This is a genomic window from Klebsiella sp. NPDC088457 (assembly GCF_044900465.1).
In the GTDB taxonomy this organism is placed as follows: Bacteria; Pseudomonadota; Gammaproteobacteria; order Enterobacterales; family Enterobacteriaceae; genus Klebsiella.
The window spans coordinates 23,223-49,183 of sequence record NZ_JBJDNH010000018.1 but is presented as its reverse complement, the minus strand read 5'-3'; the positions used below and the strand labels follow the sequence as shown (position 1 = coordinate 49,183).

At 60.7% G+C, this 25,961-nt stretch carries 23 protein-coding genes; 15 read left to right on the top strand and 8 right to left on the bottom strand.

Going from position 1 to position 25,961, the window contains the following annotated elements:
• Positions 1-21 precede the first annotated feature (21 nt).
• Positions 22-1,194 carry an ROK family protein gene (locus ACI2JR_RS13265; protein WP_462478739.1) on the bottom strand — a complete coding sequence of 391 codons (1,173 nt, stop codon included), beginning with the start codon at positions 1,192-1,194 and terminating at the stop codon, positions 22-24.
• A gap of 211 nt (positions 1,195-1,405) precedes the next feature.
• On the opposite strand from ACI2JR_RS13265, the gene ACI2JR_RS13260 reads away from it, so the two are divergent.
• From ACI2JR_RS13260 to ACI2JR_RS13240, 5 genes are read left to right on the top strand one after another with little or no spacing between them, the layout of a single operon-like run.
• A complete protein-coding gene (locus ACI2JR_RS13260) occupies positions 1,406-2,653 on the top strand; it encodes an extracellular solute-binding protein (protein ID WP_132724575.1) in 1,248 nt (415 codons plus the stop codon).
• A gap of 9 nt (positions 2,654-2,662) precedes the next feature.
• On the top strand, positions 2,663-3,571 hold the full coding sequence (locus ACI2JR_RS13255; protein ID WP_132724577.1) for a carbohydrate ABC transporter permease: 909 nt from the start codon (positions 2,663-2,665) through the stop codon (positions 3,569-3,571).
• The gene (locus tag ACI2JR_RS13250; RefSeq protein WP_132724579.1) at positions 3,561-4,400 is read left to right on the top strand and encodes a carbohydrate ABC transporter permease; all 840 of its coding nucleotides are present in this window, start codon (positions 3,561-3,563) and stop codon (positions 4,398-4,400) included. Before ACI2JR_RS13255 ends, ACI2JR_RS13250 begins: the two co-directional genes overlap by 11 nt.
• A gap of 2 nt (positions 4,401-4,402) precedes the next feature.
• Complete coding sequence (locus ACI2JR_RS13245) at positions 4,403-5,365, top strand: carbohydrate kinase family protein (RefSeq protein WP_132724581.1); 963 nt, start codon at positions 4,403-4,405, stop codon at positions 5,363-5,365.
• Positions 5,352-6,437: an ABC transporter ATP-binding protein gene (locus tag ACI2JR_RS13240; protein ID WP_132724583.1), complete on the top strand. Its 1,086-nt coding sequence runs from the start codon at positions 5,352-5,354 to the stop codon at positions 6,435-6,437. The genes ACI2JR_RS13245 and ACI2JR_RS13240 overlap by 14 nt, the downstream gene beginning before the upstream one ends.
• 14 nt (positions 6,438-6,451) lie before the next feature.
• Here the strand turns inward: ACI2JR_RS13240 and ACI2JR_RS13235 are convergent, their stop codons facing one another.
• Positions 6,452-7,606: an MFS transporter gene (locus ACI2JR_RS13235; RefSeq protein ID WP_462478738.1), complete on the bottom strand. Its 1,155-nt coding sequence runs from the start codon at positions 7,604-7,606 to the stop codon at positions 6,452-6,454.
• Positions 7,607-7,700: 94 nt separating this feature from the next.
• Between ACI2JR_RS13235 and ACI2JR_RS13230 the strand changes: the two genes are divergently transcribed.
• Positions 7,701-8,480, top strand: a complete 780-nt coding sequence (locus ACI2JR_RS13230; protein WP_462478737.1) for an AraC family transcriptional regulator — start codon at positions 7,701-7,703, stop codon at positions 8,478-8,480.
• On the opposite strand, the gene ACI2JR_RS13225 is transcribed toward ACI2JR_RS13230, so the two are convergent.
• The 5 genes from ACI2JR_RS13225 to ACI2JR_RS13205 all read right to left on the bottom strand — a co-directional run bounded on the left by ACI2JR_RS13225 (position 8,477) and on the right by ACI2JR_RS13205 (position 13,509).
• On the bottom strand, positions 8,477-9,217 hold the full coding sequence (locus tag ACI2JR_RS13225) for a proteasome-type protease (protein WP_132724589.1): 741 nt from the start codon (positions 9,215-9,217) through the stop codon (positions 8,477-8,479). The genes ACI2JR_RS13230 and ACI2JR_RS13225 overlap by 4 nt on opposite strands.
• A gap of 18 nt (positions 9,218-9,235) precedes the next feature.
• A complete protein-coding gene (locus tag ACI2JR_RS13220) occupies positions 9,236-10,051 on the bottom strand; it encodes a transglutaminase domain-containing protein (RefSeq protein ID WP_462478736.1) in 816 nt (271 codons plus the stop codon).
• Positions 10,048-10,977, bottom strand: a complete 930-nt coding sequence (locus ACI2JR_RS13215; RefSeq protein ID WP_132724593.1) for an alpha-E domain-containing protein — start codon at positions 10,975-10,977, stop codon at positions 10,048-10,050. Before ACI2JR_RS13215 ends, ACI2JR_RS13220 begins: the two co-directional genes overlap by 4 nt.
• Positions 10,971-12,410, bottom strand: a complete 1,440-nt coding sequence (locus ACI2JR_RS13210; protein WP_462478735.1) for a circularly permuted type 2 ATP-grasp protein — start codon at positions 12,408-12,410, stop codon at positions 10,971-10,973. The genes ACI2JR_RS13215 and ACI2JR_RS13210 overlap by 7 nt, the downstream gene beginning before the upstream one ends.
• Positions 12,411-12,615: 205 nt before the next feature.
• Complete coding sequence (locus tag ACI2JR_RS13205; RefSeq protein ID WP_462478734.1) at positions 12,616-13,509, bottom strand: alpha/beta hydrolase; 894 nt, start codon at positions 13,507-13,509, stop codon at positions 12,616-12,618.
• 230 nt (positions 13,510-13,739) lie between these two features.
• On the opposite strand from ACI2JR_RS13205, the gene ACI2JR_RS13200 reads away from it, so the two are divergent.
• The 9 genes from ACI2JR_RS13200 (at position 13,740) to ACI2JR_RS13160 (ending at position 25,165) form a co-directional block, all read left to right on the top strand.
• Positions 13,740-15,485 (top strand): alpha,alpha-trehalase, encoded by a 1,746-nt coding sequence (locus ACI2JR_RS13200; RefSeq protein ID WP_462478733.1) that lies wholly within the window; start codon positions 13,740-13,742, stop codon positions 15,483-15,485.
• A 182-nt stretch (positions 15,486-15,667) separates the two neighbouring features.
• Entirely contained in the window at positions 15,668-16,693 is a 1,026-nt protein-coding gene (locus ACI2JR_RS13195) for an ABC transporter substrate-binding protein (RefSeq protein ID WP_462478732.1), read from the top strand.
• Positions 16,690-17,682 (top strand): FecCD family ABC transporter permease, encoded by a 993-nt coding sequence (locus ACI2JR_RS13190; protein WP_132724603.1) that lies wholly within the window; start codon positions 16,690-16,692, stop codon positions 17,680-17,682. Before ACI2JR_RS13195 ends, ACI2JR_RS13190 begins: the two co-directional genes overlap by 4 nt.
• On the top strand, positions 17,679-18,443 hold the full coding sequence (locus ACI2JR_RS13185; protein ID WP_462478731.1) for an ABC transporter ATP-binding protein: 765 nt from the start codon (positions 17,679-17,681) through the stop codon (positions 18,441-18,443). The genes ACI2JR_RS13190 and ACI2JR_RS13185 overlap by 4 nt, the downstream gene beginning before the upstream one ends.
• Before the next feature lie 2 nt (positions 18,444-18,445).
• The gene (locus ACI2JR_RS13180; protein WP_462478730.1) at positions 18,446-19,249 is read left to right on the top strand and encodes a class I SAM-dependent methyltransferase; all 804 of its coding nucleotides are present in this window, start codon (positions 18,446-18,448) and stop codon (positions 19,247-19,249) included.
• Entirely contained in the window at positions 19,246-20,100 is an 855-nt protein-coding gene (gene modD, locus ACI2JR_RS13175; RefSeq protein WP_462478729.1) for a ModD protein, read from the top strand. The genes ACI2JR_RS13180 and modD overlap by 4 nt, the downstream gene beginning before the upstream one ends.
• 26 nt (positions 20,101-20,126) lie before the next feature.
• Positions 20,127-22,097 carry a TonB-dependent receptor plug domain-containing protein gene (locus ACI2JR_RS13170; protein ID WP_132724611.1) on the top strand — a complete coding sequence of 657 codons (1,971 nt, stop codon included), beginning with the start codon at positions 20,127-20,129 and terminating at the stop codon, positions 22,095-22,097.
• Between the two features lie 37 nt (positions 22,098-22,134).
• Entirely contained in the window at positions 22,135-22,779 is a 645-nt protein-coding gene (locus ACI2JR_RS13165; protein ID WP_462478728.1) for an MOSC domain-containing protein, read from the top strand.
• Positions 22,780-23,044: 265 nt separating this feature from the next.
• The gene (locus ACI2JR_RS13160) at positions 23,045-25,165 is read left to right on the top strand and encodes a TonB-dependent siderophore receptor (protein WP_132724615.1); all 2,121 of its coding nucleotides are present in this window, start codon (positions 23,045-23,047) and stop codon (positions 25,163-25,165) included.
• Positions 25,166-25,257: 92 nt separating this feature from the next.
• On the opposite strand, the gene emtA is transcribed toward ACI2JR_RS13160, so the two are convergent.
• A complete protein-coding gene (emtA, locus tag ACI2JR_RS13155; RefSeq protein WP_132724617.1) occupies positions 25,258-25,869 on the bottom strand; it encodes a membrane-bound lytic murein transglycosylase EmtA in 612 nt (203 codons plus the stop codon).
• Between the last annotated feature and the right edge of the window lie 92 nt (positions 25,870-25,961).

Here is a 25,961-nt window from a genome sequence, read left to right as displayed (position 1 = left end):
GCCGTAACCCGCGCAGCGGCCCTACTTCATCAGCGCCTGAAACTGCGGGTTAAACTCATCAAAAATTGGCAGGGCGGCTGCCCCGAGGGCGGCGGTGTCGGTGCCGGTCATCCCCATCTTGACCCGCATTGCCGGCAGGTAGCGTCCGCGCACCGATTGATACAGCGGCGGCAAGCGGGCCAGCACTTTCTCCAGCAGCGGCGCCGGCATCATCCCCCCGACCACCACCGTTTCCGCATCGAAGACGCACTCCAGCAGGTTGATCGCCTGGCGCAGCGGCGGTAGCGCCGTCTCAATCCAGCGGTCGAAAAGCGCCTCCTCTACCGCCAGCAGATCCTCGGGCAGCGCCCGGTAGGGATCGAGCCCGCAAAATTCATAGGCCGCCTGCAGGGAGACGTAGCGCTCCAGGCAGCCCTGATTGCCGCAATAACAGGCCCGTCCGCCCGGCTGCACCACGATATGCCCGATCTCGCCGGCGTTATGCGCATGGCCGGTATAAATATGGCCGTCGGTAAAGATCCCGGCTCCCAGCCCGGTACCGATGTACAGATAAACAAACGAGTTAAGCCGCCGGGCGACGCCGTGGAAACGTTCGCCGATGGCCGCCACCGTGGCATCGTTTTCCAGGGTCACCGGCAGTCCGCTTATCCGCGCCAGCTCGGCTGCCACATCCACCCCCTCCCAGCCGTTGAGGGTGGTCGGTCCGGTTGATGAGATCCCCTCCACGCCGAACGGCCCGGGCATCACCACGCCCATGCCCAGCACCCGGCTCCAGTCGAGCCCGGGGAGGGTTTTCATCTCCTGCACGACCTCGGCAATGCGGGCAAAGGTGGCACCAGGTTGGGGCTTTTGCACCAGAATGAGCCGGCGGAAATGGATCTCCCCGGTGAGATCACCCAGCACGATAATCAGCGTCTGGTGATCGAGGTGGATGCCGATCGACCAGGCGCTGGCCGGGTTCAGGCTCACCGGCACCGCAGGCTGGCCGCGCCCCGCCGCCCGCCGCGGTTCGTGGCTGGTGAGGATCGCCATCTGCTGCAGCTCGGCGACAATATTGGAGACCGTCTGCGGGGTCAGAGCGGTTAATCGCGCCAGCTCCGCCCGGGTCAATTTTCCGTGCAGGCGCACGGCTTCAATCACCACCCGCCGGTTGTGCACACGCGCATGTTCAAGGTTGGTTCCCGATGTTTTCATTGTGTCCCGTCCTGGTCGCATCATGCTGCAATTTTAGCCAGCGTCACAATTCGCGCAATGACATTCTCAGACGGCCTTTCGGCTGGCATAAGCTTTGCTACGCTTATGCCAAGGGCCACGAATGAAGTCCCGGCCGTATTGTCGCCCCAATTAAATCAATCAAATTGATTTAATTAATCATATCCCTCTTTTCAGTACAGTGGAGAGCAACATGAAATACCACAGTGCACTTCGGATGAAAGTCGGTCTGCTGGCGATGCTGGTCATCAGCGGCAGTGCGGCAGCCGCCGCTACCCAGGTTAACGCCCTGTTTATGACCCAGGCGGCGTACAGTGAAAACGATATTCGCGCCATGACCGCCGACTTCGAAAAGCAGAACCCGGATATTAAAATCAACCTCGAGTTCGTCCCTTACGAAGCGCTGCATGACAAAATCGTCGCCGCGCGCGGCGCCGGCGGCAACGGCTACGACGTGGTGCTCTTCGATGCCATATGGCCTGCCGAATTTAGCCATTTCGATCTCCTGCAGGATGTCTCCGCCCGCATCCCCGCCGATGAACGGGAGAAAGTCTTCCCCGGGGCGATGAATACCGTGGTCTATAAGGGCAAAACGCTGGGCATGCCGTGGATCCTCGACACCAAGTATCTTTACTACAACAAGGCGATGCTCGACAAAGCCGGGATCAAGCAGGTGCCGACCAGCTGGCAACAGGTGCTGGACGACGCCAAAATCATCAAGGATAAAGGCATCGTGAAATACCCGCTGGTATGGAGCTGGTCGCAGGCGGAGGCGCTGGTGTGCGACTACACGACCCTCGTCTCCGGCTTTGGCGGTCAGTTTTATCAGAACGGCAAACTGGATTTCTCGACCCCGGCCTCGCTGAAAGCCGTGACGCTGATGAAAACCTCGCTGGATGAGGGGCTGAGCAACCCGGCGTCCCGCGAATACCTGGAAGAGGACGTCCGCAAGGCCTTCTCCAACGGCGATGCGGCCTTCGCCCTGAACTGGACCTACATGTACAACATGGCCAACGACCCGAAACAGAGTAAAGTGGCCGGCGATGTCGGCATTATTCCTGCGCCCGGCGATACGCCGGACAAACCCGGAGCCGTGAACGGGTCAATGGGGTTAGGGATTGCCAAAGCCAGCCAGCATCCGGAGCAGGCGTGGCAGTATATTCACTATCTGACCTCGCAACCGGTCCAGGATAAATACGCGAAGTTGAGCCTGCCGGTGTGGAAATCCTCCTATCGCGACCCGGCGGTCGCCAACGGTCAGGAGAGCCTGATCGCCGCGGCGGATAAGTCGTTGAACGTCATGCTCTCACGGCCGGAAACCGCGGACTATTCGCGACTCTCCAACACCTTGCAACAGCAGCTTCAGGCCGTTTTACAAGGTAAAGCCGCCCCGGAAGCCGCCATGCAGGCCGTCGATAAAAGCGCGGCGCGCCTGCGTTAAGGACTTTTGATGCTGAGTTTGCAACAACGCGAGCATCGTCAGGCATGGGTGCTGCTGGCGCCCATGCTGATCGTGATGTTCCTGCTGACGGCCTGGCCGCTGGCACGCACCCTGTGGCTGAGTTTTACCGATACCGCGCTGGTGGGGAATGGCGATGCGACGAACTACGTCTGGCTGGATAACTATCTGTATGCGTTAACCGACCCGGACTTTCGCGCCGCCTTCGCCCGCACGCTCTATTTCACCGTGGTCTCCGTCGCCATCGAAGGGGTCATCGGCGTGCTGGTGGCGCTGTTGCTCAATCAGCGCTTTGTCGGGCGCACCCTTTTGCGGGTGCTGGTCATTTTGCCCTGGGCGCTGCCCACTATCGTTAACGCGATGATGTGGCGGCTCAACTTCAACCCGGACTACGGCAGCGTCAACGCCCTGCTCAGCCAGCTGGGCCTCATCGACGGCTATCGCAGCTGGCTGGGATCGCCGGACTCAGCCCTCAATGCGGTGATGCTGGCGGATATCTGGAAGAACTATCCGCTGGTCACCTTACTGGTGCTGGCGGCGCTGCAGTCCATTCCTGAAGATTTGTACGAGGCGGCCCGCCTTGACGGCGCCTCGGCGTGGCGGCGGTTCCGCGCCATTACCTTCCCGGCGATTGCCGCGCCGCTGGGCGTAGCCCTGGTTCTGCGCACCATCGACGCCTTCAAGGTATTCGATATCATCTACGTGATGACCCGCGGCGGCCCGCTGGATAGCACCCGCACGCTGAGCTTTTTCGTTTATCAGGAGTCCTTTAGCTATCTCCGCGCCGGCAGCGGCGCGGCGTATGCCATTCTGATGACCCTGATGTGCGCCCTGCTGATCGCCCTGTATCTGTTTATGCTGCTGCGCCAGCGTCGTCGGAGCCGAGAATATGAAGCGTAAAATCCGCACTCTGCTGCGCTATCTGGCGGCGCTGCTGGTCGCCCTGTCGATTCTCGCCCCGATGGCGTGGCTATTTTTAATGAGCGTCAGCGCCACCGCCGATCTGACCCGGGTGCCGCTGGAATGGCTACCCCGCCAGTGGGACTTTAGCCGCTACGGCCGCCTGCTGTCGCTGCAGCCCGGCGAACCGGGGGCGCTGTTTCTCCCGGCCCTGCGCAACAGCCTGCTGGTGGCCGCCGGCGCGACGCTGGTTTCGCTGCTGCTGGCGGTCCCCGCCGCTTTCAGCTTCTCGCGCTATCCTGGACGCGACGGCTGGCTGTACGCCGGGTTGGGTATCTATATGGTGCCGCCGGTGGCCTTCGTGCTGCCGCTCTATTTTATTCTCGAACACTTCGGGCTGCTGAATACCCGCAGCGGGCTGGTGCTGGTCTACTGCTCGCTGATCATGCCGTTCCTCACCTGGATGGTGAAAAACCAGTTCGACGCCCTGCCGCAGGACATTGAACAGGCCGCGCGGCTGGATGGGCTGCGGGTCTGGCAGGTCCTGCTGCGGATCACCATTCCGTTGGCAAAACCGATGCTGGGGGCGTCGGCGCTGTTTGGCTGGCTGCTGGCGTGGGATGAGTTTTTCTACGCGCTGTTGTTTACCAGCAATATCGCCGCCCAGACGCTACCGGTTACCATCGCCGGTTTTACCGCCGGGCGCGCCACCGACGACGGTCTGGTGGCCGCGGTCGGTATTCTCGCCTCGGTCCCGCCCTTGTTTATCGCTATCTGGTTACAAAAAACGCTGGTCAGCGGCCTCACTAACGGTGGAAGTAAAGGATAACTATGCACACGCTCACCGCGCCCGCGCTGTATATCGCAGGCAATTACAATATTGATTTAATTATGGGTACCCTGGCGCACTGGCCCGCCCCCGGCACCGAAGTGATGCTGGAGCATAGCGCGCTGCGCCCCGGCGGCTCGGCGGGCAACTGCGCCCTGGCGGCGGCGGCAATGCAGATCCCGCACTGCACCGTCGGTTGCCAGGGGGACGACGCCTTTACCGCCTGGCTGGCGTCGCGGTTTCCCGGCAGCGCCGAACGCTGGCCGCAGTATCCGTGCGAGACCTCGCTGACGGTGGCGGTGACGCATCCGGATAAAGAGCGATCGTTTCTCAGCAACTACGGGCATATCACCCGATTATCCGCCGACGATATTGTCGCCCAGCTCCCGGCTCAGGCGACGCCTGGCGATATCCTGTTGCTATGCGGCACCTTTTTATGCACCACGCTGCTGCCGCAGTATCCTCAACTGCTCAGGGCGCTGCAGACGCGCGGTTTTCAGGTGGCGGTGGATACCGGCTGGCCGCCACACGGCTGGACCCCTGCCCTGCGCGAGACGGCGAATCGGTGGCTCGGGGACTGCGACTGGCTGCTGCTCAATGAGGTAGAGACGCTGGGCCTGGCCGATAGCCGCGAGCTGGCAGAGGCGGCCCGTACGCTGGCGGCCAGGCTGAGCGGCCGGGGGGGCTGCATCGTCAAGTGCGGCGCCGACGGTGCCTGGTGGTGGACGGCGGCGGCGGGCCATCATGCGCCAGCCACGACGATTGAGGTGATCGACACCATCGGCGCCGGCGACAGTTTTAATGCCGGTTTTCTCGCCGGGCTGTTAAACGGCCAGCCGGCGTCGCAGGCGTTACGCTGGGGCAATGCCGTTGCCGCGCACGCCATCAGCTCGTCCCCGCGTCAGTATCCCGACTGGCGCACCCTGCAACAGCATCTTGAGGAGGTCGCCGATGGCCAGCGTTGAACTGGTAAAAGTCGCTAAACACTACGGTAAACAGACGGTGCTGCATCCGCTGGATCTGACCATTCCTGACGGCAGTTTCACGGTGCTGGTGGGCCCCTCCGGCTGCGGAAAATCGACCCTGCTACGGCTGCTGGCCGGGCTGGAGGCCTTGTCATCCGGCACCATTTTGATGAACCGTCAGCCGATCGACGATCTCGACCCCGCTGACCGTGATGTCGCCATGGTCTTTCAGAGCTACGCGCTCTACCCCCACCTGACGGTGGCGGAAAACCTCGCCTTTCATATGCAGGTCAAAAAGGTCGATAAGGCGACGCAAAAAAGCAAAGTACAGCAGATCGCCAGCATGCTCGGAATCGATAAGCTGCTCGCCCGCTATCCGCGGGCGCTCTCCGGCGGCCAGCGCCAGCGCGTGGCGATGGGCCGGGCGATGGTGCGCAACCCGCAGGTCTTCCTGTTTGATGAGCCGCTTTCCAACCTTGACGCCCAGCTGCGCATGGAGCTACGGGCCGAAATAAAATCGCTGCATCAGCGTTTTAACACCACCATGATTTACGTGACCCACGATCAGGTCGAGGCGATGACCCTCGCCGACCAAATCGTGGTGATGCGCGATGGGGTTATCATCCAGCAAGGCGCGCCGCTGGCCATCTACGACAGCCCCTGCAACACCTTTGTCGCCCGCTTTATCGGTTCGCCGCCGATGAACCTGCTGGAAGGTCAGATTGCCGCTCGCGACGGTCAGCCGGGGGTGCAGTGCGGCGAGCTCTGGCTGGCGCTGCCCGAACGCTGGCATCAGGCCGCCGCGCGGCAGGGGGCGGCGCCGGTGATTGTCGGCCTGCGGCCGCAGGATATCCAGCCTGCCGCCGATGGGCTACCGGGCACGGTCAATATTATGGAGGTCACCGGCGAGTCCACCTTGCTGCACCTGGACTGGCAGGGCTTCCCGATTCACGTACAGGTCGCCGGGCGTTCCGGGGCCCGGGTGCGGCAGCCATTATCCCTCGCCGCCCGGCGCGAAAAAATCCATCTCTTCGATGCCGCCAGCGGCGAACGACTGGCGCAGACCTCATAACCGCTGCGGGCGGGTTACGCGACGCCCGCCCGGCTTTCGCCAAAGTACGCCAGGTAGCGCATCCCGGCGAAACCGCCGAGGATGGCACAAGCGATCAGCGTTCCCCCCAGCGATTGCCCCCATCCGGCCGCCGCCAGCCCAAGGCCGATCGGCACATAGTAGGCCAGCCCGAAAAGGGCCCCGGCGGTGCCGCGGCAATCGCTATACGCGCTCAATGCCGAACCGAGCACCAGCGGAATCGCCATGGCATAGGCGAGCGTAACCCCGGCCATCGGCAGCAGAAACAGCACGGAGTCACGCCAGAGGTAAACCGCCACGCCGCTGACAAAATGCAGGCAACAGGCGAGCAACAGCATGCGTCCCTGAGCGACGCCCTGACGTAACAGCCACCGATTCAACAGCGCCCCCGCCACGGACCCCACGGCCAGCGCAACGCCGCTGACGCCAAAAAGATCGCCCGGCTGACGCAGCCGGGCGAAGATAAACGGCGCCAGGCTGTAGTAGCTGAACAGACTGATGTTGAATACCGCCACCAGCACCACCGCCAGGCCAATCTGCCCGTCCATCGCCATCCGGCGCAACACCGGCAGCCATGCGGTACTGACGCTCTGCGCCGGGCGCGTCTCCGGCATTAACCAGCCGCAAAGCAGGAGTAAGGCAGCGGCCAGCAGCGCCAGGGCGGAAAACACGCCGTGCATGCCCCATCCGGCGGTGAGTAAAGCGCCGATATAGACGCCAGCCGCCGGACTCACCGCCAGCGCCAGGCCGATAATCGAAAACAGGCTGGCAAGCTGGCGGCCGTGACAGCAATCCCGCAGCACCGTCTGACTCACCACCGACCCGGTCGCCGCGCCAAACGCCGCCACCACCCGCGCCAGTAGTAGCAGCGTAAAATCCGCCACCATCAACGCCATCAGGCAGCCCAGGGCATATACCGCGAGCCCCGCCAGCAGCGCCGGCCGCCGGCCATAAAGATCGCTTACTCGTCCCCAGATCAGCACTCCGAGGGCAAAACCGACAAAGTACACCGCCAGAGTTTGCGCCGCCTGCGGCGCGCTGACGGAAAAATAGCGGCTGATATCGGTCAGCGCCGGGCTGTATATCGTTTCCACAATCTGCGGAAACATCAGTAATGCGGTGACCAGCACCATGGCCGAACGCCCGAACATATCCACCTCCTGATAAATAAGAGGCGCTATTGTAAGCAGGCCGTCAACCGGACATTATAAACATAATGACTTTATCTATCGGAAATCGGACATTATGGCGTGGCTCGATGCCCATGCGGCTTTCAACCCCGAGGCGCTGAACAACGCGGTGGTCGGTGTCCAGTCGGCGCTGGGCAGCCATGACTCGGGCAGCCACCGGCATAGCATGGCGCAGATACTGTTTACCCGTCAGGGCTGCGTGCGTCTGACGCTTAACGACGGCGCCCTGCTGTGCCTGCTGCCCCCCACCCGGGCGGCGTGGATCCCGGCGGGGATGCGCCATCGCGCGGAAATGAAAAATATCGTCGACTATCGTTCGGTCTGGTTTCAGCCGGCGCGCTTCCCTGCTCTCCCTCAGCGCCCGGCGATCCTGAACGTCGGTCCGCTGCTGCGCGAGCTGCTGGAACGCATGGCGGCAAGCCCGTGGGAAAGCGATTGGGAGAGCGGTACCGGCTGGCACCTGGCCGCGTTGTGCGAGGCGGAGATTGGCGCGGCGGCGCATGAGCCGATGATGCTCGCTCTGCCGCAGGATAGACGCCTTGCCGCGCTGGACGGCCACGCCCTGCCGCCGACCTTACAGGCCCTTGCCGCGGACTGCGGAGCCAGCGAAAAGACCATCAGCCGCCTTTTTCGCCGCGACACCGGGATGTCTTATCAGCAGTGGCGGCAGCAGTGGCGATTGATGAAGGCGGTGGAGCTGCTGGCGACGGGAAAACGCATCACCGACGCCGCGCAGGCGCTGGACTTCGCCAGCGACAGCGCCTTTATCTACTTTTTCCGCACCATGACCGGCATGACGCCGGGGCGCTATTTTTCGTCATCGGCGCGGGTTTAACGCTCGCACTCTGGCGCAAAGGGCGGCAGCTTCAGGAAGGTACTTTGCAGCCCTTCGGACCACGCCTTGCGGATGGTGTTGAAGTACGGATCGCTTTCGGTGATGCGATGCTGCCCCGCGCTGCTCAGGCTCCCGCTGCGGTACAGCAGCGTATCCAGCGGCAGGCCAACGGAGAGATTGCTGCGCAGCGTGGAATCAATCGAGATCAGCGCACAGCACATCGCCTGTTCCAGCGGCGTCTCCTGGCTTAACACCCGATCGATGATCGGTTTGCCATATTTGCTCTCGCCAATCTGGAAGTACGGGGTATCGCGCGAGGCTTCGATAAAGTTCCCTTCCGGATAAATATGAAACAGCCGATGCGTTTCGCCGGCAATCTGCCCGCCCAGCAGCAGATTGCAGTTGAAGTTAGTATTGCCGCAGTGCTGCTGATTGCTGCTATCGCGCTGAATCACCTCCTGCAGCGTTTTGCCAATCAGCATCGCCGCGTCATACAGCGAGTTGACCTGCATCAGATTAGGCTCCTGCTGAGTCGCTATCCGCGTACTCAGCAGGCTTATCACGCTCTGGGTGGTGGCCAGGTTGCCTGCGGACTGCAGCACCAGGACCCGTTCGCCGTCCTCGGCAAAGACATGGAGCTTTTTAAAGGTCGCGATATGATCCACACCCGCATTGGTGCGGGAGTCGGAGGCAAACACCAGTCCATCCGCTAAACACATGGCCACACAGTAGGTCATCGTTTTTTGTTCCTGCCCTTATTGCTGCTGCGCCTGTTGCGAATGCTCGCGCACTTCAGCGTTGGTTAACATAATTTCCCCGCCGCCGCCCAGCCGGGTGCCGCGCACCGGACAGGCATCCAGATAGTCCAGCCCGGTCGCCAGACGCAGATGCTGATTCAAATGGCGGGTGTTGTTCGTGATATCAAATGATTTCCAGCGCCCGTTCAGCCACACCTCCGCCCAGGCGTGCATCGCGACATGCTGCGCATTATCGCTGTAGACGTAGCCGCTGACATAGCGCGCCGGGATATCCAGCGCACGGCAGCAGGCGAGGAACACATGGGTATGATCCTGGCAGACCCCTTTCGCACGCGCAAAGGCATCGGCAGCGGAGTCCTGCACCTGAGTGGCCCCCGGTGAGTATGGCATTCTCAGGCACAACTCCGCCATCAGTTGATCCAGACTCTCTTCCGGACGATCGCCGTGGTACAGGCGCTGGGCAAATTCGCGGATCGGTTCGTCGGCCCGGGTCAGCGGCGTGCAGCGTAAAAAAACCAGCGGCGAAAGCAGCTCCTCTTCCGCCACGTCGCTCTCCTCACAATCCTGGGCGATATCGACGATCCCGCTGGCGCGGATGGCGATCTCTTTGTGCGGGTTATCGAGGGTTAAGACATGCAGGACGTTGCCCCACGCGTCGGTGGTGGTGACCGCCGCCCCTTCCGGCAGCGTCAGCGTCCATGAGGAGATGGTTTGCCGCGCGGTGCTGCGCGGCGTCAGACGCAGATACTGGGTCGAAAATTTTACTTCTTCATCGTAGCCGTAGCGGGTCAGGTGATCGATGACCAGTTTCATAGCGCCTCCAGATAGGTTTGTCGGATGCTGTCAGACAGCGCGTTAATCCGCGCCAGCAGCCCGTTGAGATAAGTTTGTAAATCCGCGCCCGCCAGATCGTCGCGGGTGCTAAAACGCAGATCGACGTTCAGCTGATGGGCCAGACGCAGCGGCAGATGCGAGCGATCGTTGGCAATATGCTCCAGTTGACCAATGAGGTCGGAAATACAGGCCCGCAGCGAGCGCGGCACGTCGTTGCGCAGAATCAGCAGCTCCATGACCGTCTCCCGGGTGACCGGCTGACGAAAAATACTGTTGTAGGCTTCGCGCGCGCCGACCGCGTTCAGCAGGGTATCCAGGCGGTAGTATTCGCGTACCGGGTCCGGGTCGCTGTTCAACTGCTGGTCTTTGATCAGCAGCAGCTGCGTGGTGGCGTAAGCGCGCTCAATCAGGGTGCCGATACCGATAAAGCTCAGGGCGTCGTTACGCAGCAGCGTACCGAGCACCGCGCCGCGAAACAGATGCACCCGCTCTTTCACCCATTCGAAAAAACCGTCGGTGCCGAGCTCGCTAATCCCCCGCTGACGCAGGTTGCGCAGCTCAATCCGGGTGGCGTTGATGCACTCCCACACCTCCGCGGACAGGCTGCCGCGTACCGCGTGAGCGTTGTTCCAGGCCATCTCCACGCAGCTATAAATACTGCAGGGGTTATTGCCGTCGAGGGCGAAGAAATTGAGCAAATTGCTCATGGTGAAACGCGCGTGTCGCGCCTGAAACAGCTCATGGGTTACCGATAAATTCAGCGGCAACGCCAGGTCGCGGGACTGCTGACTATGACGCGGGATCATCGATAATTTCCAGGTCACATCCAGCACCCGGGCGTAGCTTTCCGCGCGCTCCAGATAGCGCGCCATCCAGAAAAGTTCACTTGCCGTCCGGCTTAACATGATTCGCCATCCTCCATCACCCAGGTATCTTTGGTACCGCCGCCCTGCGATGAGTTCACCACCAGCGAGCCTTCGGTGAGCGCCACCCGCGTCAGGCCGCCGGGCACCAGGCGGATCTCCTGACCGGAGAGCACAAAGGGGCGTAAATCGATGTGCCGCGGCGACAGGCCGTCTTCAACGAACGTCGGGCAGGTTGACAGCGCCAGGGTCTCCTGACCGATGTAGTTGGCCGGATTCGCCAGCAGACGCTGGCGAAACGCCTCGCGCTCCTCTTTCGTCGAGCGCGGCCCCACCAGCATGCCGTAGCCCCCGGCACCGTGAACCTCCTTCACCACCATCAGCTCAAGGTTATTGAGCACATACTGCAGATCCTCCGGCTTGCGGCACTGCCAGGTCGGAATATTGTTCAGGATCGGCTGTTCGCCGAGATAGAAACGGATCATCTCCGGCACGAAGGGGTAGATTGATTTATCGTCCGCCACGCCGGTACCGATGGCGTTAGCCAGCACGACCCCGCCGGAGCGATACACCGACAGCAGGCCGGGTACGCCGAGCATGGAGTCGGCGCGGAAGGCCAGCGGATCGAGATAGGCATCATCGATGCGGCGATAGATCACATCGACCCGCCGCGGCCCTTCGGTGGTGCGCATATAGACCGCGCCGGATTTGATAAACAGATCGGCGCTTTCCACCAGCTCCACGCCCATCTGCTGGGCAAGGAAACTGTGCTCGAAATAGGCGCTGTTAAAACGGCCCGGCGTCATGACCACCACGCAGGGATCGTCAACGGGGGAGCTTTCGCGCAGGGTCTGCAGCAGATAGCCAGGGTAGCGCTCCACCGGGGCAATATGGTGATTTTCGAACATCTCCGGATAGAGACGCATCATCATCTTGCGGTTTTCGAGCATATAAGAGACCCCCGACGGGGTACGCAGATTATCCTCCAGCACGTAATACTGCCCGTCGCTATTGCGCACCATATCGACGCCGGTGATATGGGCGTAGGTATTATTGGGCAGATTGATACCCTGCATGCAGGGCTGATATTGCTCATTCGCCAGGACCTGCTCGGCCGGAATAATCCCCGCCCGCAGGATGTTCTGCTCATGGTAGATATCGTAGAGAAAGGCGTTCAGCGCTTTCACCCGCTGACGAATCCCGCGATCGATTTTTTTCCACTCTCCGGCGGGAATAATGCGCGGCACGCTATCAAACGGAATCAGCCGTTCGGTGCCCTCATCTTCCCCATACACGTTAAAGGTGATGCCAATACGGTGAAAAAGCAGCTCTGCCTGCGCTTTCTTTTGCCGGATAGAGAATTGGTCGGTGCTGTGAAACCATTGCCACCAGGCGTTATAGTGGTGACGCTGCTGTCCCTGCGCGGTAAGCATCTCATCATAATAATGCCCGTCAGGAAGCGTTATTTTTATCATGGCCGTCTCCTCCGGTTATACTCACTGTGGGGTAACCCCGAAAAGAGATAAGCATTTATTATGCCAGGTAGCGGGAAGCGAAGCGCGAGTGCAATCTCCCCTTCCCGCGCCGTTTAACTGTGCAAAAAATCACCCGCCACAGGCCTGATAATACGCCCGTCGTGCACCATCATGAGGCAAAAAAACCGCGCCTGCGCCATGACGGCTAGCGCTCGCGCAGCCAGCCGGCATAGTGCTCCGGCCATGCCACGGTGGGCGTACCGGGCCGCCCCATGGCGAAACCGTGGCCTCCGCGGGCATATCGATACAGGCTGACCGGCACCTGATGCTGCCGACAGGCGCCAGCCATTATCACGGTGTTATGCGGATCGGAGACCGGGTCATCCTCCGCCTGAACCAGAAAGCAGGGCGGCGTGTGGACATCGACGTAGGTTTGTACCGACCAGGCCCGGTCAACGGCTGCTGAGGCATGGGGGCCGGCCAGAATCCGGTGGGTGGCGGTATGGCTGTAAGGCGGCATCAGCGAAATAACCGGATAAATCAGCGCCGCCCCTGCGGCGCGCGCGGGCCGGGCGTCAAGCGCATCCGTGGGCGGATAAGAGACGAAGTCGGCCCGACAGGCCGCCATTCCCAGCAGATGCCCACCGGCGGAGAACCCCAGCAGGCTGACCTTTTTCTCCCGCCGGGCAATCAGGCGCAGCGCCCGCTGGGCGTCCTGCAGCGGCGCCAGCGCGCCGGCGCCCCACCCTTCGCCGGGCAGACGGTAGCTCAGGACATAGGCGGTGTAGCCGCGCGCGGTGAGCCAGTCCGCGGCGGGCCAGGCCTCCTTCGCCATTTCAATACGCCGGTATCCGCCGCCCGCCGCAACCAGCACGCCGTGGCCGTTGGGTACCGCCGGACGCCAGACCGACAGCGACGGCCGGGCGATATGACTCAGCGCGCCGCGCGCGGAGAGCCGGGGGGCGCCGGATGGCCCGCCGCCGCCGGGAGGCTCTCCCGGCCATAAAGGCAGCGTTTCCTCGACGCGGTCGCTGGCTCGCGTACGCTGGGTCAGCAACAGCGCCGCAGCGCTAAACAGCAGAAAATGACGTCGATTCATCGGCGACTCCCGTCAGTGTGCGAGCCGGCCATTACAACATATCTTTTTTACCGGCGTAGGGGGGACGGAGCTTTTATTTATGGTCACGACTGTGGCGGGTCAGGCAGGTAAATTGTCTGTTTTCACACAAAATGTTATCTGCAACACGCCGGGCGGCGGATATTCGTCTAAGGTTTTGTGATGGTCGCTCGCAGTGGCATGACCGTCTGAAATGATAAGGAGAACTCCCCATGACGAGATCGGTTTCACGTCGCCCCGCAACGCTGCCTTACGCCGTACGTCTGGCGCTGGGGGGCGTACTCTTCGCTTTATCGGCGCTCGCGGCCCAGGCTGCAGACAATCAACCCGCGCCGCAATCCCCGGATATTCTGTTAGGCCCGCTGTTCAATGATGTGCAAAGCGCCAAACTGTTCCCCGACCAGAAAACGTTCGCCGACGCGGTGCCCAATAGCGATCCGCTGATGATCCTCGCCGATTATCGCATGCAAAAAAACCAGGCCAGTTTCGATCTGCGCCACTTTGTCGAACTTAATTTTACGCTGCCAAAAGATAACGACCAGTATGTCCCGCCGAAGGGCCAGACGCTGCGTCAGCATATTGACGGGCTGTGGCCGGTGCTGACCCGTAGCACCGTAGACGTCGAAAAATGGGATTCGCTGCTGCCGCTGCCGAAACCCTATGTGGTTCCCGGCGGCCGCTTTCGCGAAGTCTATTACTGGGACAGCTACTTCACCATGCTGGGTCTGGCGGAGAGCGGGCATTGGGACAAAATTGCCGACATGGTGGCGAACTTCGCCACGGAAATCGACACCTGGGGCCATATTCCCAACGGCAACCGCAGCTATTATCTGAGCCGCTCCCAGCCGCCGTTCTTCTCGTTTATGGTGGAGCTGCTCGCCAGCCACGATGGCGACCAGGCGCTGAAAACCTATTTGCCGCAGTTGGAAAAAGAGTACCAGTACTGGATGCAAGGCGCCGATTCGCTGGCGCCGGGACAGGCCAACCAGCGCGTAGTGCGGATGGAAGACGGCGCGCTGCTGAACCGCTACTGGGATGATAATGACACCCCGCGCCCGGAATCCTGGCTTGATGATGTCACTACCGCCAAAAACAACCCCAACCGCCCGGCGACCGAGATCTATCGCGACCTGCGTTCCGCCGCCGCTTCGGGCTGGGATTTTAGCTCGCGCTGGATGGATAACCCGCAGCAGCTGGGCACCATCCGCACCACCAGTATTGTGCCGGTCGATCTCAACGCACTGATGTTCCATATGGAGAAAGCCATCGCCCGCGCCAGTAAAGCCGCCGGTGATAATGCCAAAGCGACGCAGTATGACGGGCTGGCGAACGCCCGGCAGAAAGCGCTGGAAAAATATCTGTGGAACGATAAAGAGGGCTGGTATGCGGATTACGATCTGAAGACCCATAAAGTGCGTAATCAACTGACCGCCGCCGCCCTGTTCCCGCTGTACGTTAACGCCGCCTCCCGCGAACGGGCGGCGAAGGTGTCGGCGGCCGCGGAATCACGATTGCTGAAGCCTGGCGGATTAACCACCACCACCGTCAATAGCGGCCAGCAGTGGGATGCGCCAAACGGCTGGGCGCCGCTGCAGTGGGTCGCCGCCGAAGGGTTGCAAAACTACGGCCAGGAAAAAGTCGCCATGGAAGTGAGCTGGCGCTTCCTCACCAACGTTCAGCATACCTACGACAGTAAACAAAAGCTGGTTGAGAAGTATGACGTCAGCTCGACGGGAACCGGCGGCGGCGGCGGCGAGTATCCGCTGCAGGACGGATTTGGCTGGACCAACGGCGTGACGTTGAAAATGCTCGATTTGGTGTGCCCGAAAGAGAAACCATGCGATTCGCTGCCGGCAACACGCCCGGTTGCCACCGCGGATAAACCCACCGTTGCCGTCAGTTCACAGCCTGCCGCTAACGATGCGGTTGCCGCCCCTGACCAAAAAGCCGCACCGTAATCCCGGGCGCGGCGGGCCAACCGCCGCGCTTTTTTCCTCCCGCCTCCAGCGTCAGCTCTCCTCCCCCTTAAGGGGTAGCTCGAATGTTAATCCGGATATCCTTGATCTCAGGCAACTTCATCCTCGTTATATATGTAAATATATAGCGATTTTTTAATCCATTTGTTTCAGGACGGAAACATATGCCCGTTTCTCGCCGCTCGTTTCTTCAGGCACTAAGCCTCCTGCTGTACTTCCCCAGCCTGAGAGGTCATGGGGCCAGCTCGCTGGCTTTTAGCATTGGCGAAAGCCCCTCGCCCGCCCGCATTCAGCGAATCGTCAGCGCGGGTGCCCCCGCCGATATGCTACTGCTTGCCGCCGCGCCGGAAAAACTGCTGGGCTTTTCCTCCTTTGATTTCTCGCGCCTCCCGGATGCTCCCGTTCCGAATGCTATCGCCCGGCTTCCTCAGCTGGGTCGGCTCGCCGGGCGCGCCAGCACCCTGTCGCTGGAAAAGCTGCTCGCACTTGATCCGGATCTGGTGGTGGACTGCGGAACGACTGACGACACCTGGATTTCCCAGGCGCGCCGGGTCAGTACCCGCAGCAACATTCCGTGGGTGCTGATCGGTGGGACGCTGGCCTCATCAGCGCAGCAATTGTTAACCATTGGCGAAATCGTCGCTACCGAGACCCGCACCAGGCAGCAGGCGGCGCTGGCGCAGAAATTTATTACCGAAGCGTTAGCCTTTTCGGCCACGGCCGGAGCGCGGACGCGCTTTTATGCGGCACGTGGTGCGAAAGGGCTGCAGACGGGACTGGCCGGATCGTTACATACCGAGGCGGCAGAGCTTCTGGGGCTGGAGAACGTGGCCCGCGTCGCCGGACGCAGCGGGCTCACCGAGGTCTCGTTGGAAAATTTGCTGGCATGGCAGCCGGATATTGTCCTGACCCAGGAGGTCGCCACCCGGGATTACATTCTGCAGGCCCCGGCATGGCAAGGGGTTACCGCCGTGGCTAAACGCCAGGTTCTGCTGCTTGACGGCCTGCCGTTCGGCTGGCTGGACGCGCCGCCGGGCATCAACCGCCTCGCCGGAGTGCGTCGGCTGCACGCCTGGCTCGATCCGCGGATAGAGGCCACGCTGCAGGATGATTTAATCCGCTATAGCACGCTATTCTGGCACGCGGCCTTAACGCCCGCGCGCTATGCAAAGCTGATGAATCGCCAATGAAAACATCAACGCTGAGCATCATGCTACTGCTTGCCGCGCTGCTGACGCTTTCCGGCGCGCTGCTGACCGGCCCGTGGGATCTCACCGTCGGGCGGCTGTTTACGCTGCTGTTCGATCCCTATAGCGCCTCGCTCTCCCCGCAGGCGAGCATCGTCTTCTGGCAGATACGTCTGCCGCGGATCGTTGCCGCGCTCGCTATTGGCGCTTCGCTCTCCGCTGCCGGGGCGGCCTATCAAGGGATGTTCCGCAACCCGCTGGTGTCACCGGATATTCTCGGCGTGGCCGCCGGGGCAGGTCTGGGCGCCTGCTTCGCCATCTGGTGCGGGATGTCGGCGCTTTTTATCCAACTGCTTGCCTTCTGCGGCGGTCTGCTGGTCGTCGCAGGCGTGGGCACGCTGTCCCGAATTATCGCTCATCGCGATCCGGCACTCACCCTGGTGCTGGTCGGCATTGCGCTCGGCACGCTGTGCGGCGCCGGGATTTCGCTGATTAAAATCCTTGCCGATCCCTACACCCAACTGCCCTCCATTACCTTCTGGCTGCTAGGAGGTTTAGCGGATATTACCCCTGCCGATCTGATTTTTGCCGCCCCGCTGATGGTGGCCGGATGCTTACCACTCTGGCTGCTGCGCTGGCGTCTCAACCTCCTGACACTGTCCGATGATGAGGCCCGTTCGTTGGGCATTGATGTCGCGCGTTTACGGCTTATCGTGGTGGTCTGCGCAACGCTGAGTACCGCCAGCGCGGTGGCGATCGCGGGAATTATTGGCTGGATTGGTCTCATTGTCCCGCATATGGGACGCCTGTTGACCGGAAGCAACCACCAGCGCCTGCTGCCGGTGGCGATGGGACTTGGCGCGATCTTATTACTCCTTACCGACACCTTGGCCCGTGGCCTGAGCGCGACTGAAATCCCGCTAGGGGTCCTGACCTCATTTATTGGCGCGCCGTTCTTTCTGGCGCTGCTGATTCGCGGGAGTCGCCGATGACCCAACTCACCGTTCGTCAGGCCGAGGTCGGCTATCCCAAACGCCCGCTCCTGCGCGAGGTCACATTTACACTGACCTCTGGCGCAGTATGCTGCCTGCTGGGTGCCAACGGCAGCGGTAAGACTACGCTGATGCGCAGCATTCTCGGCCTGTTGCCCCTGATTTCGGGACAGGTATTAATCGACGACCAGCTCGTCAGCCAGATGAGCGCCCGCGAGCGCGCCCGGACGATAGCCTGGGTCCCGCAGGCGCACGACGGGGCTTTCGCCTTTAGCGTACTGGACATGGTGCTAATGGGGGTCAGTCCGCATATCGGCACGTTTACCCAGCCCGCCAGACGCGAACGCGATAGCGCATTTGCCCAGCTTGCGGCCCTCGGTATCGCTCATCTTGCCGACAGAAGCTGGTCAACGCTGAGCGGCGGTGAACGGCAGTTAACCCTCATCGCCCGCGCCCTGGCGCAGCGGCCCCGGCTGTTATTACTGGATGAACCCGCCTCGAGTCTCGATTTTGGTCACCAGATCCGCCTGCTCGATACGCTGGGCCAGCTGCGACAAAGCGGTATGACCCTGCTAATGGCAACGCACCATCCGCTGCACGCCCTCGCCCTTGCCGACACGGTTCTCAGGATCGAGCCTGACGGTCTGGTCAGCCAGGGCTCACCGCGCAGCCAACTTGAGCCAGAGCGCCTCGCCAAGCTGTATGGCGTGTCGCCCGCGCAGATCCGACGTCACCTCGGCAACTTCAACCTTCAGGAATGATTATGCTTATTGACGAAATTAACTTTGCAGAGCTTTACCAGCAGCAGCTCAGGCTCGCCGGACGGACGGAAAAATCCCCGGCCCACTGGGACGCCAGGGCGGAAAAAATGGCCATCAGCGGTACGCAGCCGCTGGATGACTACCTGTTGCAGCTGCTGGACAAAATCGATCTCACCGGCGCGGAAAGTTTGTTTGATATGGGCTGCGGGCCGGGAACCGTCGCCCTCGCCCTGGCGGACAAACTCCGCGCCGTGCACGGCGTCGATTACAGCCCGCGGATGCTGGAGGTCGCGCAAAAGCGCGCCGCGCAAATGAATATCACCCACGCGCGCTGGCACTGCCGGGCGTGGGAAGCGTCGTGGCACGATATCCCGCGCTGCGATATTGCCGTTGCCTCCCGCTCGACGCTGGTCGCCGATTTGCGCGAGGCGATGGAAAAACTCAATCGTCAGGCGCGGCTGCGCGTCTATACCACGCATCTCGTCAGCCCAACGTTTATGTCGCCGGCCATCCAGCGCGCGATAGGGCGCGCCGTAATCGAGCTGCCGAACTATATCTACGCGTTGAACGTTCTGTATCAAATGGGTATTCAGGCGCGGGTCGAGTTTATCCGCGGTCGCAACTGCCAGCGGGATAACAGTACCTTTGCGCGTTTCGAGGAAAACGTCAGATGGACGCTCGGCACGCTTAACGATGAGGAGCGCGCGCGGCTTCGCCACTGGTATCAGCAGCAGGATCCGCAGGCCATCGCGCCGGCCACCCGCGATTGGGCGCTGATCTTCTGGGATTGTGGAGAAACCGCATGATCTACCTGCCTCAGGCGCTCACCGATGCGTGGTTGATGGAAGATATTCAGGGCGGCGACCTGACGACCCGCGCGCTGGCGATCGGAACCCGTCCAGGGGTCATTGAGTTTCGCCATCGTCAGGGCGGCTGCGTGAGCGGTATTTCCCCGGCGGCCCGGATGCTACAGAGTCTCGGGTTATCGGTGACGGCGCAGCTGGAAGACGGCGCGCAATCGGCGCCCGGTGAGATGCTGCTACGCGCAACCGGTAATGCGAGCGCTCTGCATCAGGGCTGGAAAGCGGTGCAAAACGTCCTTGAATGGAGCTGCGGTGTTTCAGCTTATGTTCATGCCATGCTGGCCCTGCTGCATGCCCGTCATCCTACCGCCCACATCGCCTGCACCCGCAAAGCGATTCCCGGTACCCGGCTGTTAGGTACCCAGGCGATCCTCGCCGCGGGTGGCTTAATCCACCGCGCCGGCTGTGCTGAAACCCTGCTGGTGTTCGCTAACCATCGGCGCTTCCTGCATAACAGCGGCGACTGGGTCCACGCGATTCAACTGCTGCGACAACAGTCGCCGGAAAAGAAAGTGGCCGTCGAAGCCGAGACGCCCGAAGAGGCATTGGCCGCGTTGCAGGCGCAGCCCGACATTGTGCAACTGGATAAATTTACCCCGCAACAGGCCCGTCGGGTCGCCGAACAGGCGCGCCAAATCGCGCCAGACTGCACGCTGGCGCTGACGGGGGGCATAACGTTAACCCGCTTAAATCAGTACCTCGATTGTGGAATTGAATTGTTTGTTACTTCGGCGCCGTGGTATGCGCCACCGGCGGATATTGAGGTCCGACTGCAGCCAGACGATGCAAAATAAAATAACCGTAAACAGGGATAATAAAAATGAGAGTCAGGAAATCCTATCTTTGCACATTCATTAGCCTGAGCCTGAGTCAGGCCGCGTGGGCGGATCGCCCGGAGGAGTCGCTGACCGTCTGGTCCAGCTCCGTTCCGGCGGCGACCACCAGTATCCTCGGGCAAGAGACCATCAGAAGCCTGGACAGACAAGATGTAGCCCACGCGTTGTCAGCGGTACCCGGCGTGGTATTGCAAAAATCAGGCGGCCGTAATGAATTACAGGTGAAAATTCGCGGCTTCGACGGCCGTCAGGTCCCGGTTTTTTTCGATGGCGTACCGATATATGTTCCCTATGATGGCAACCTCGACCTTGGCCGTTTTCTGACGTCGGACGTAGCGTCAGTGGAAGTCGCGAAAAGTTACTCCTCCCTGCTGCAGGGCCCTAATCAAATGGGCGGCGCGGTCAATATCACCACCCCACGGCCAAATAAGCCACTGGAGGCCAGTGTCGGTTATCGCCAGGGCTGGAGCCGCAGCGAAGATAGCGCCTATGACACCCATGCCTCTCTCGGGGTAAGCAATGAGCTGGGCTATATACAGCTTAGCGGTAGTCGCCTGAAGCGCGACTTCCTTGCCCTGCCTCACGGCAGCAATAGCCCCGTTGCCGGTGAGGACGGCAAAATGGCTAATTCGGCAAGTGATGATAAGCGCGGGATCTTTAAGCTCGGTTTTACGCCACGGGGTAACGATGAATACGCCTTCACGTGGATCAAGCAGGACGGCGAGAAGCAGAACCCTCCTTACGCCGGGACCAGCACGCAGAAATCACGCTACTGGCAGTGGCCGGAATACGATAAAGAAAGCTATTACTATCAAGGGACCACGCACCTCGGCGACCGATTCACGCTGAAAAGCCGCCTGTACCACGATACCTTTAAAAATACCCTGATGATGTATAACTCGCTGGCCGACCTGCAGCATAAAACCGGCAGCTACAGTCACTATAGCGACTACAGTACCGGGGCGGGTTTACAGCTCTCTACCGATATTCATGAAAGCGACCAGCTCTCTTTCGCCGTCAACTGGAAAGATGATATCCATAGAGAAAAGAGCGCCATTAATGGCCCTTATGACCGTTACCAGGATCGTACCTGGTCCCTCGCCAGTGAATATCAATGGCAGGCCGCGGAGAATGTCGATATCGTTGCCGGGGTAAGCTATGACTGGCGCAACAGTATTGAGGGGATGAAGCACGAGAAAAACGACAGCGTGACCCGCTACGACGGTAACAAGCAGGATGCGTTTAACTGGCAGAGCATGGCTCGCTATCACTTTGCCAACGACGACACGCTGGCGCTTTCATTTTCCGATCGCACCCGATTCCCCACGCTCAAAGAGCGCTACACCACGTCGAAGCCGGCCAAAGACCAAATTGCGCTGGTTAACCCTCAGCTGAAACCTGAGCGCGCCCGTAGCGTTGACCTGACCTGGAACGGCCATCTTATCGGTAGCTGGGCCTATGAAGTCAGCGCCTACTATAACCGCGTCAGCGATGCCATTATGTCAATCGCGATAGATGATGATACCGTGCAGAACCAAAATAGCGGGCGGGTCGATTATCGCGGCCTGGATCTGGGCATCAAAGGCTCGCCGTTTGCCGTGCTTGACGTCGGGCTAAGCTATGGCTTGATTCACGCGGAAACGAAACGGCAGGAGACCGGTAAGGTGACCGATCTGCCAAATCAGACCCTGACCGCCTGGCTGACGCTAAAACCGACAGAGCCACTGCAGATCACCCTTTCTGAAGAGGCTCGTTCCTCAAGCTACAGCAGCAGCGACGGCAAGCAAAAAGCGCCGGGATTCGCTATCACCCACCTACGCGCCGATTATGCAATAGGCCGTGGTTTCAGCGTCAACGCCTCGGTGAATAATCTCTTCGATAGCCACTACTACTACAGCGAAGGATTTATTGAGGAAGGACGGAACTTCTGGGCCGGCGTGGAATACCGATTCTGATTCATTCTCCGCCTCGCGGAGAAATAAGGAGAACCCTATGGTACCCGATTTTAAGGTGATACTGCACTCTATCCTCGGCAATCAGCGCCAGGCGGATGGCTCGCAGCGTAAGGTCGCGTTAAGCGGCAGTGTGTATCTCAAAGCCCATGGACTGGAAGCGGAACACGGCATTCAGGAACATTTTGCGGATCCCGATTGCGCGCTAATGCATTATGCGCGCGAACATTACGATTTCTGGCGCGAACGTTATCCGGCGTTGGCCGGGCAGAGCCTCACGACCGGAATGTTTGGTGAAAACTTTTCTACCTACGGGATGACGGAAGCTAACGTCTGCCCGGGCGACGTCTTCCGTATTGGGACTGCTGAAATCCAGCTATCCTGGGGGCGCGTCGCCTGCCAGACGATGGCCGCGCGGTTACAGGATCCGGATGCGCCGGAGCTGATGCATCGGCAATCGCGTAACGGCTGGTTTTATCGGGTGATCGAGCCCGGCATGACCCGCTGCGGCGATACGCTGATCCTAATCGATCGCCCCGCCGCCAGCTGGCCGCTGAGCCGGGTACAGGCCATCATCTTTAGCGACGGCGGCACGGAAGACGAACTACAGACCCTCTCCGCCATGCCATTTCTTGCCGCCCCCTGGAGAGAGATAACCCGGAGACGCCTCGACAGCCGCAGTTGATTTTCTTCCGCTGATGACCACTGGCTACCAAATCTGGTAGCCAGTTAAGGTATTCCCTTCTGCCTGTTCTCCTGTTCATCCCCTTTGTACAGGATAAACATGATATTTTTCATGGGTTTTTATTTCCTGATTAACTAATCACCCCTTGATAACACAAAACCAAACAATAATAATTCGCATTACTTTTTTACGAGAGATGACACTTTCGCTTTGTTCTCGCGGCGGCGTACAGGAGTACCAGACCGCGTAAATTCAGGATTATGCAATGATCGCTCGCCTCACCTGCAAACGCTCCGTGCTGCTGTGCGCCCTGGCCGCCGCCTTCCCGTGCGCCAGCCTGGCGGAAGACACCATCGTCGTCACCGCGCAACCGGTCGATTCCGCGACCTCGCCCACCCGGGGATATCGCGCCAAAACCTCCGCCGGGGCGACCAAAACCGATCGGCCGCTGATCACCACCGCCCAGTCGGTTTCGGTCATCACCCGCCAGCAAATGGAGGACCAGGGCGCGAATACGATTAGCCAGGCGCTGCAATACACCCCGGGCGTGTACTCCAGTTTTGGCGGCGGCGCCACGCGCTTTGATACGGTCTCCCTGCGCGGCTACCACGGCGGCGATGTCGATAACCTGTTCCTCGACGGAATGCGCCTGATGAGCGACGGCGGCAGCCATAACGTGCTGCAAATTGATCCGTGGTTTCTTGAACGCGTTGACGTCATCCGCGGCCCCTCTTCGGCACTGTATGGCCAAAGCGTACCGGGCGGTTTAGTTAACCTGACGTCTAAACGCCCGCAGTTCACCTCCGAAGGCCATTTTCAGCTCAGCGGCGGCACGCAGAACACCAAAGGGGCGGCCTTCGATTATACCGATGCCATCAACGATCAATGGGCCTACCGCATTATCGGGATGACGCGCACCAGCGACACCCAGTACGACAACAGCCGCGAAGAGCGTTACGCTATTTCGCCCTCACTGCTCTGGCAGCCCGACAGCGACACCTCGCTGCTGCTGCGCGCCTACCTGCAAAAAGATCCCTCTGGCGGCTACCACGGCTCGCTGCCGCTGGACGGCACCCGCTACGCGCACAACGGGCGCAAGCTGTCTACCAGCACCAATGAAGGCGATCCGTCCGACGGATATCAGCGCCGGGAGCAGATTTACAGCTACGAATTTAATCATCAGTTTAACGATGTCTGGTCAGCCTATTCCGCGGGGAGCTACACCCACACCAACGTCTCGCTGGATCAGGCGTACCAGGTCGGCTGGGTGGACGACAGCGATATGCTTACGCGCGGCTACAGCGGCTCTCGCGGTTCACTGGACGCCTGGTCCACCGATAACCGTCTGCGCGCGGACTTCAACACCGGCGACCTGGCCCATACCCTGATCGTCGGCGCGGAATACCACCGCTTCCGCAATGATCTGTGGACCGGCGCCGGCGACGCTTCCGCGCTCAATCCGTTCAGCGGTTATACCGCCCAGAGCGGGCATACGGTGACCTACAGCGATGATAATAACCGCCGCTACTATCAGACCGGACTCTATCTCCAGGACGAGATGGTATGGAACCGCTGGCATCTGGACGTGTCCGGGCGCTACGACCGCATTGTTTCCCGCCAGGTCAGCGACACTTCAGGGACCGCCAGCCGTCGCTCCGATGATCATATTAGCGGCCGCGCTTCACTGCTGTATGCTCTGGAAAACGGTCTGTCGCCGTACCTGAGCTACAGCCAGGCAATTACCCCGGCGATGCTGCCGGGAGCCAATGGTACGCTGCTGAAGCCAACCACCGCGGAACAGCTGGAAGCGGGGCTGAAGTTCCAGCCGCCGGGCAGCAGCGACCTGTACAGCATCGCGATCTACGACTTAACGCAGAAGGACGTGGCGACGCGCGATCCCAATATCGCGACCGCCACCTTTATTCCGGCCGGGAAAGTCCACTCTCAGGGCGTGGAGCTGGAGATGCATAACCAAATTACGCCGGAGCTGAGCACCCTTGCCTCCTACACCTGGAACCGCCTGCGCTTCCAGGACACCACCGATGGCACCAACGACAATACGCCGCAGCTGACGCCGGATCAGATGGCCTCGTTGTGGGCGCGCTATCAGTTCCCGGCCGGGATCAGCGCCGGAGCCGGGGTTCGCTATATTGGTAAGCAGTGGGCTGATGATGCGAATACCGAACGTCTGCCGTCAGTCACGCTGCTGGATGCGATGGTCCGCGCCGAGCTTGGCGTCTGGTCGCCGTCGCTGAAAGGGGCTTATGTGCAGGTGAATGCCAACAACCTCAGCGACCGGGAATATGTCTCCGGCTGCTACGGAACCGGCAACTGCTACCGGGGCGCCGAACGTAGCGTTATCGCCACCGTCGGTTACGATTTCTGAGTAACGCCCCCGGCGACGCGGCGCTTGCCGGCTACAACATCGCACCATCTGTAGCTCCGTTAAGCGCCGCGCGCGGGGGAAAAGGCCCGCCGCTACATGGCGTCCAGCGCCTGCTGCAGCTTCCAGATATAGCGCGGAGCCTGCGGCGCCGGATGCTTTTTCACCACGTGTTCAAAGAACTCATCGGCGTCCATGTCGTTGATCTCATCAATCGCGTCCTGGCGATTCGACGAGAAGGTGCGCAGCAGCGCCCCGGCGCCATTGGCGTAAGAGACCACCACCGCATAGCGCATCACCTGCGGATCTTTAATTCCGGCAAGCGGGCCATTCTCGAGGATGCTCAGGTAAGCCGCCCCCATAGAAATATTCCGTTCCGGGTTTTTCAACTCGCTGACCGACGGTTCGCCGCGCCAGCCCATGCGCCGGTAAACATCGCGTCCGGAGGTGGAGGGTTTCAGCTGCATCAGGCCTACCGCGCCGGATTTACTGATCACCGTCGGATTACCGCCGGATTCAATAGCGATAATCGCCGTCACCAGCTGCGGGTCGACGCCCCACGCCGCGCCGGCTTTTTCACTGATCGGCATCCACTGCATCGCCCGCTTCACCGGCACTTCGGCGTTCCACGGCGGGTTACGATAATCCTGTTTTGAGCTACAACCGGCCAACAATACAAACAAAAAAACAAACCATCTCAATTTCACACATCTATCCTTATTGGCTGAAGTTTGCCGCCTGGAGATGACAATAATCGCTCCAGGCGGCATGATAACCCTTTCATTCTTAGCAAGGAATT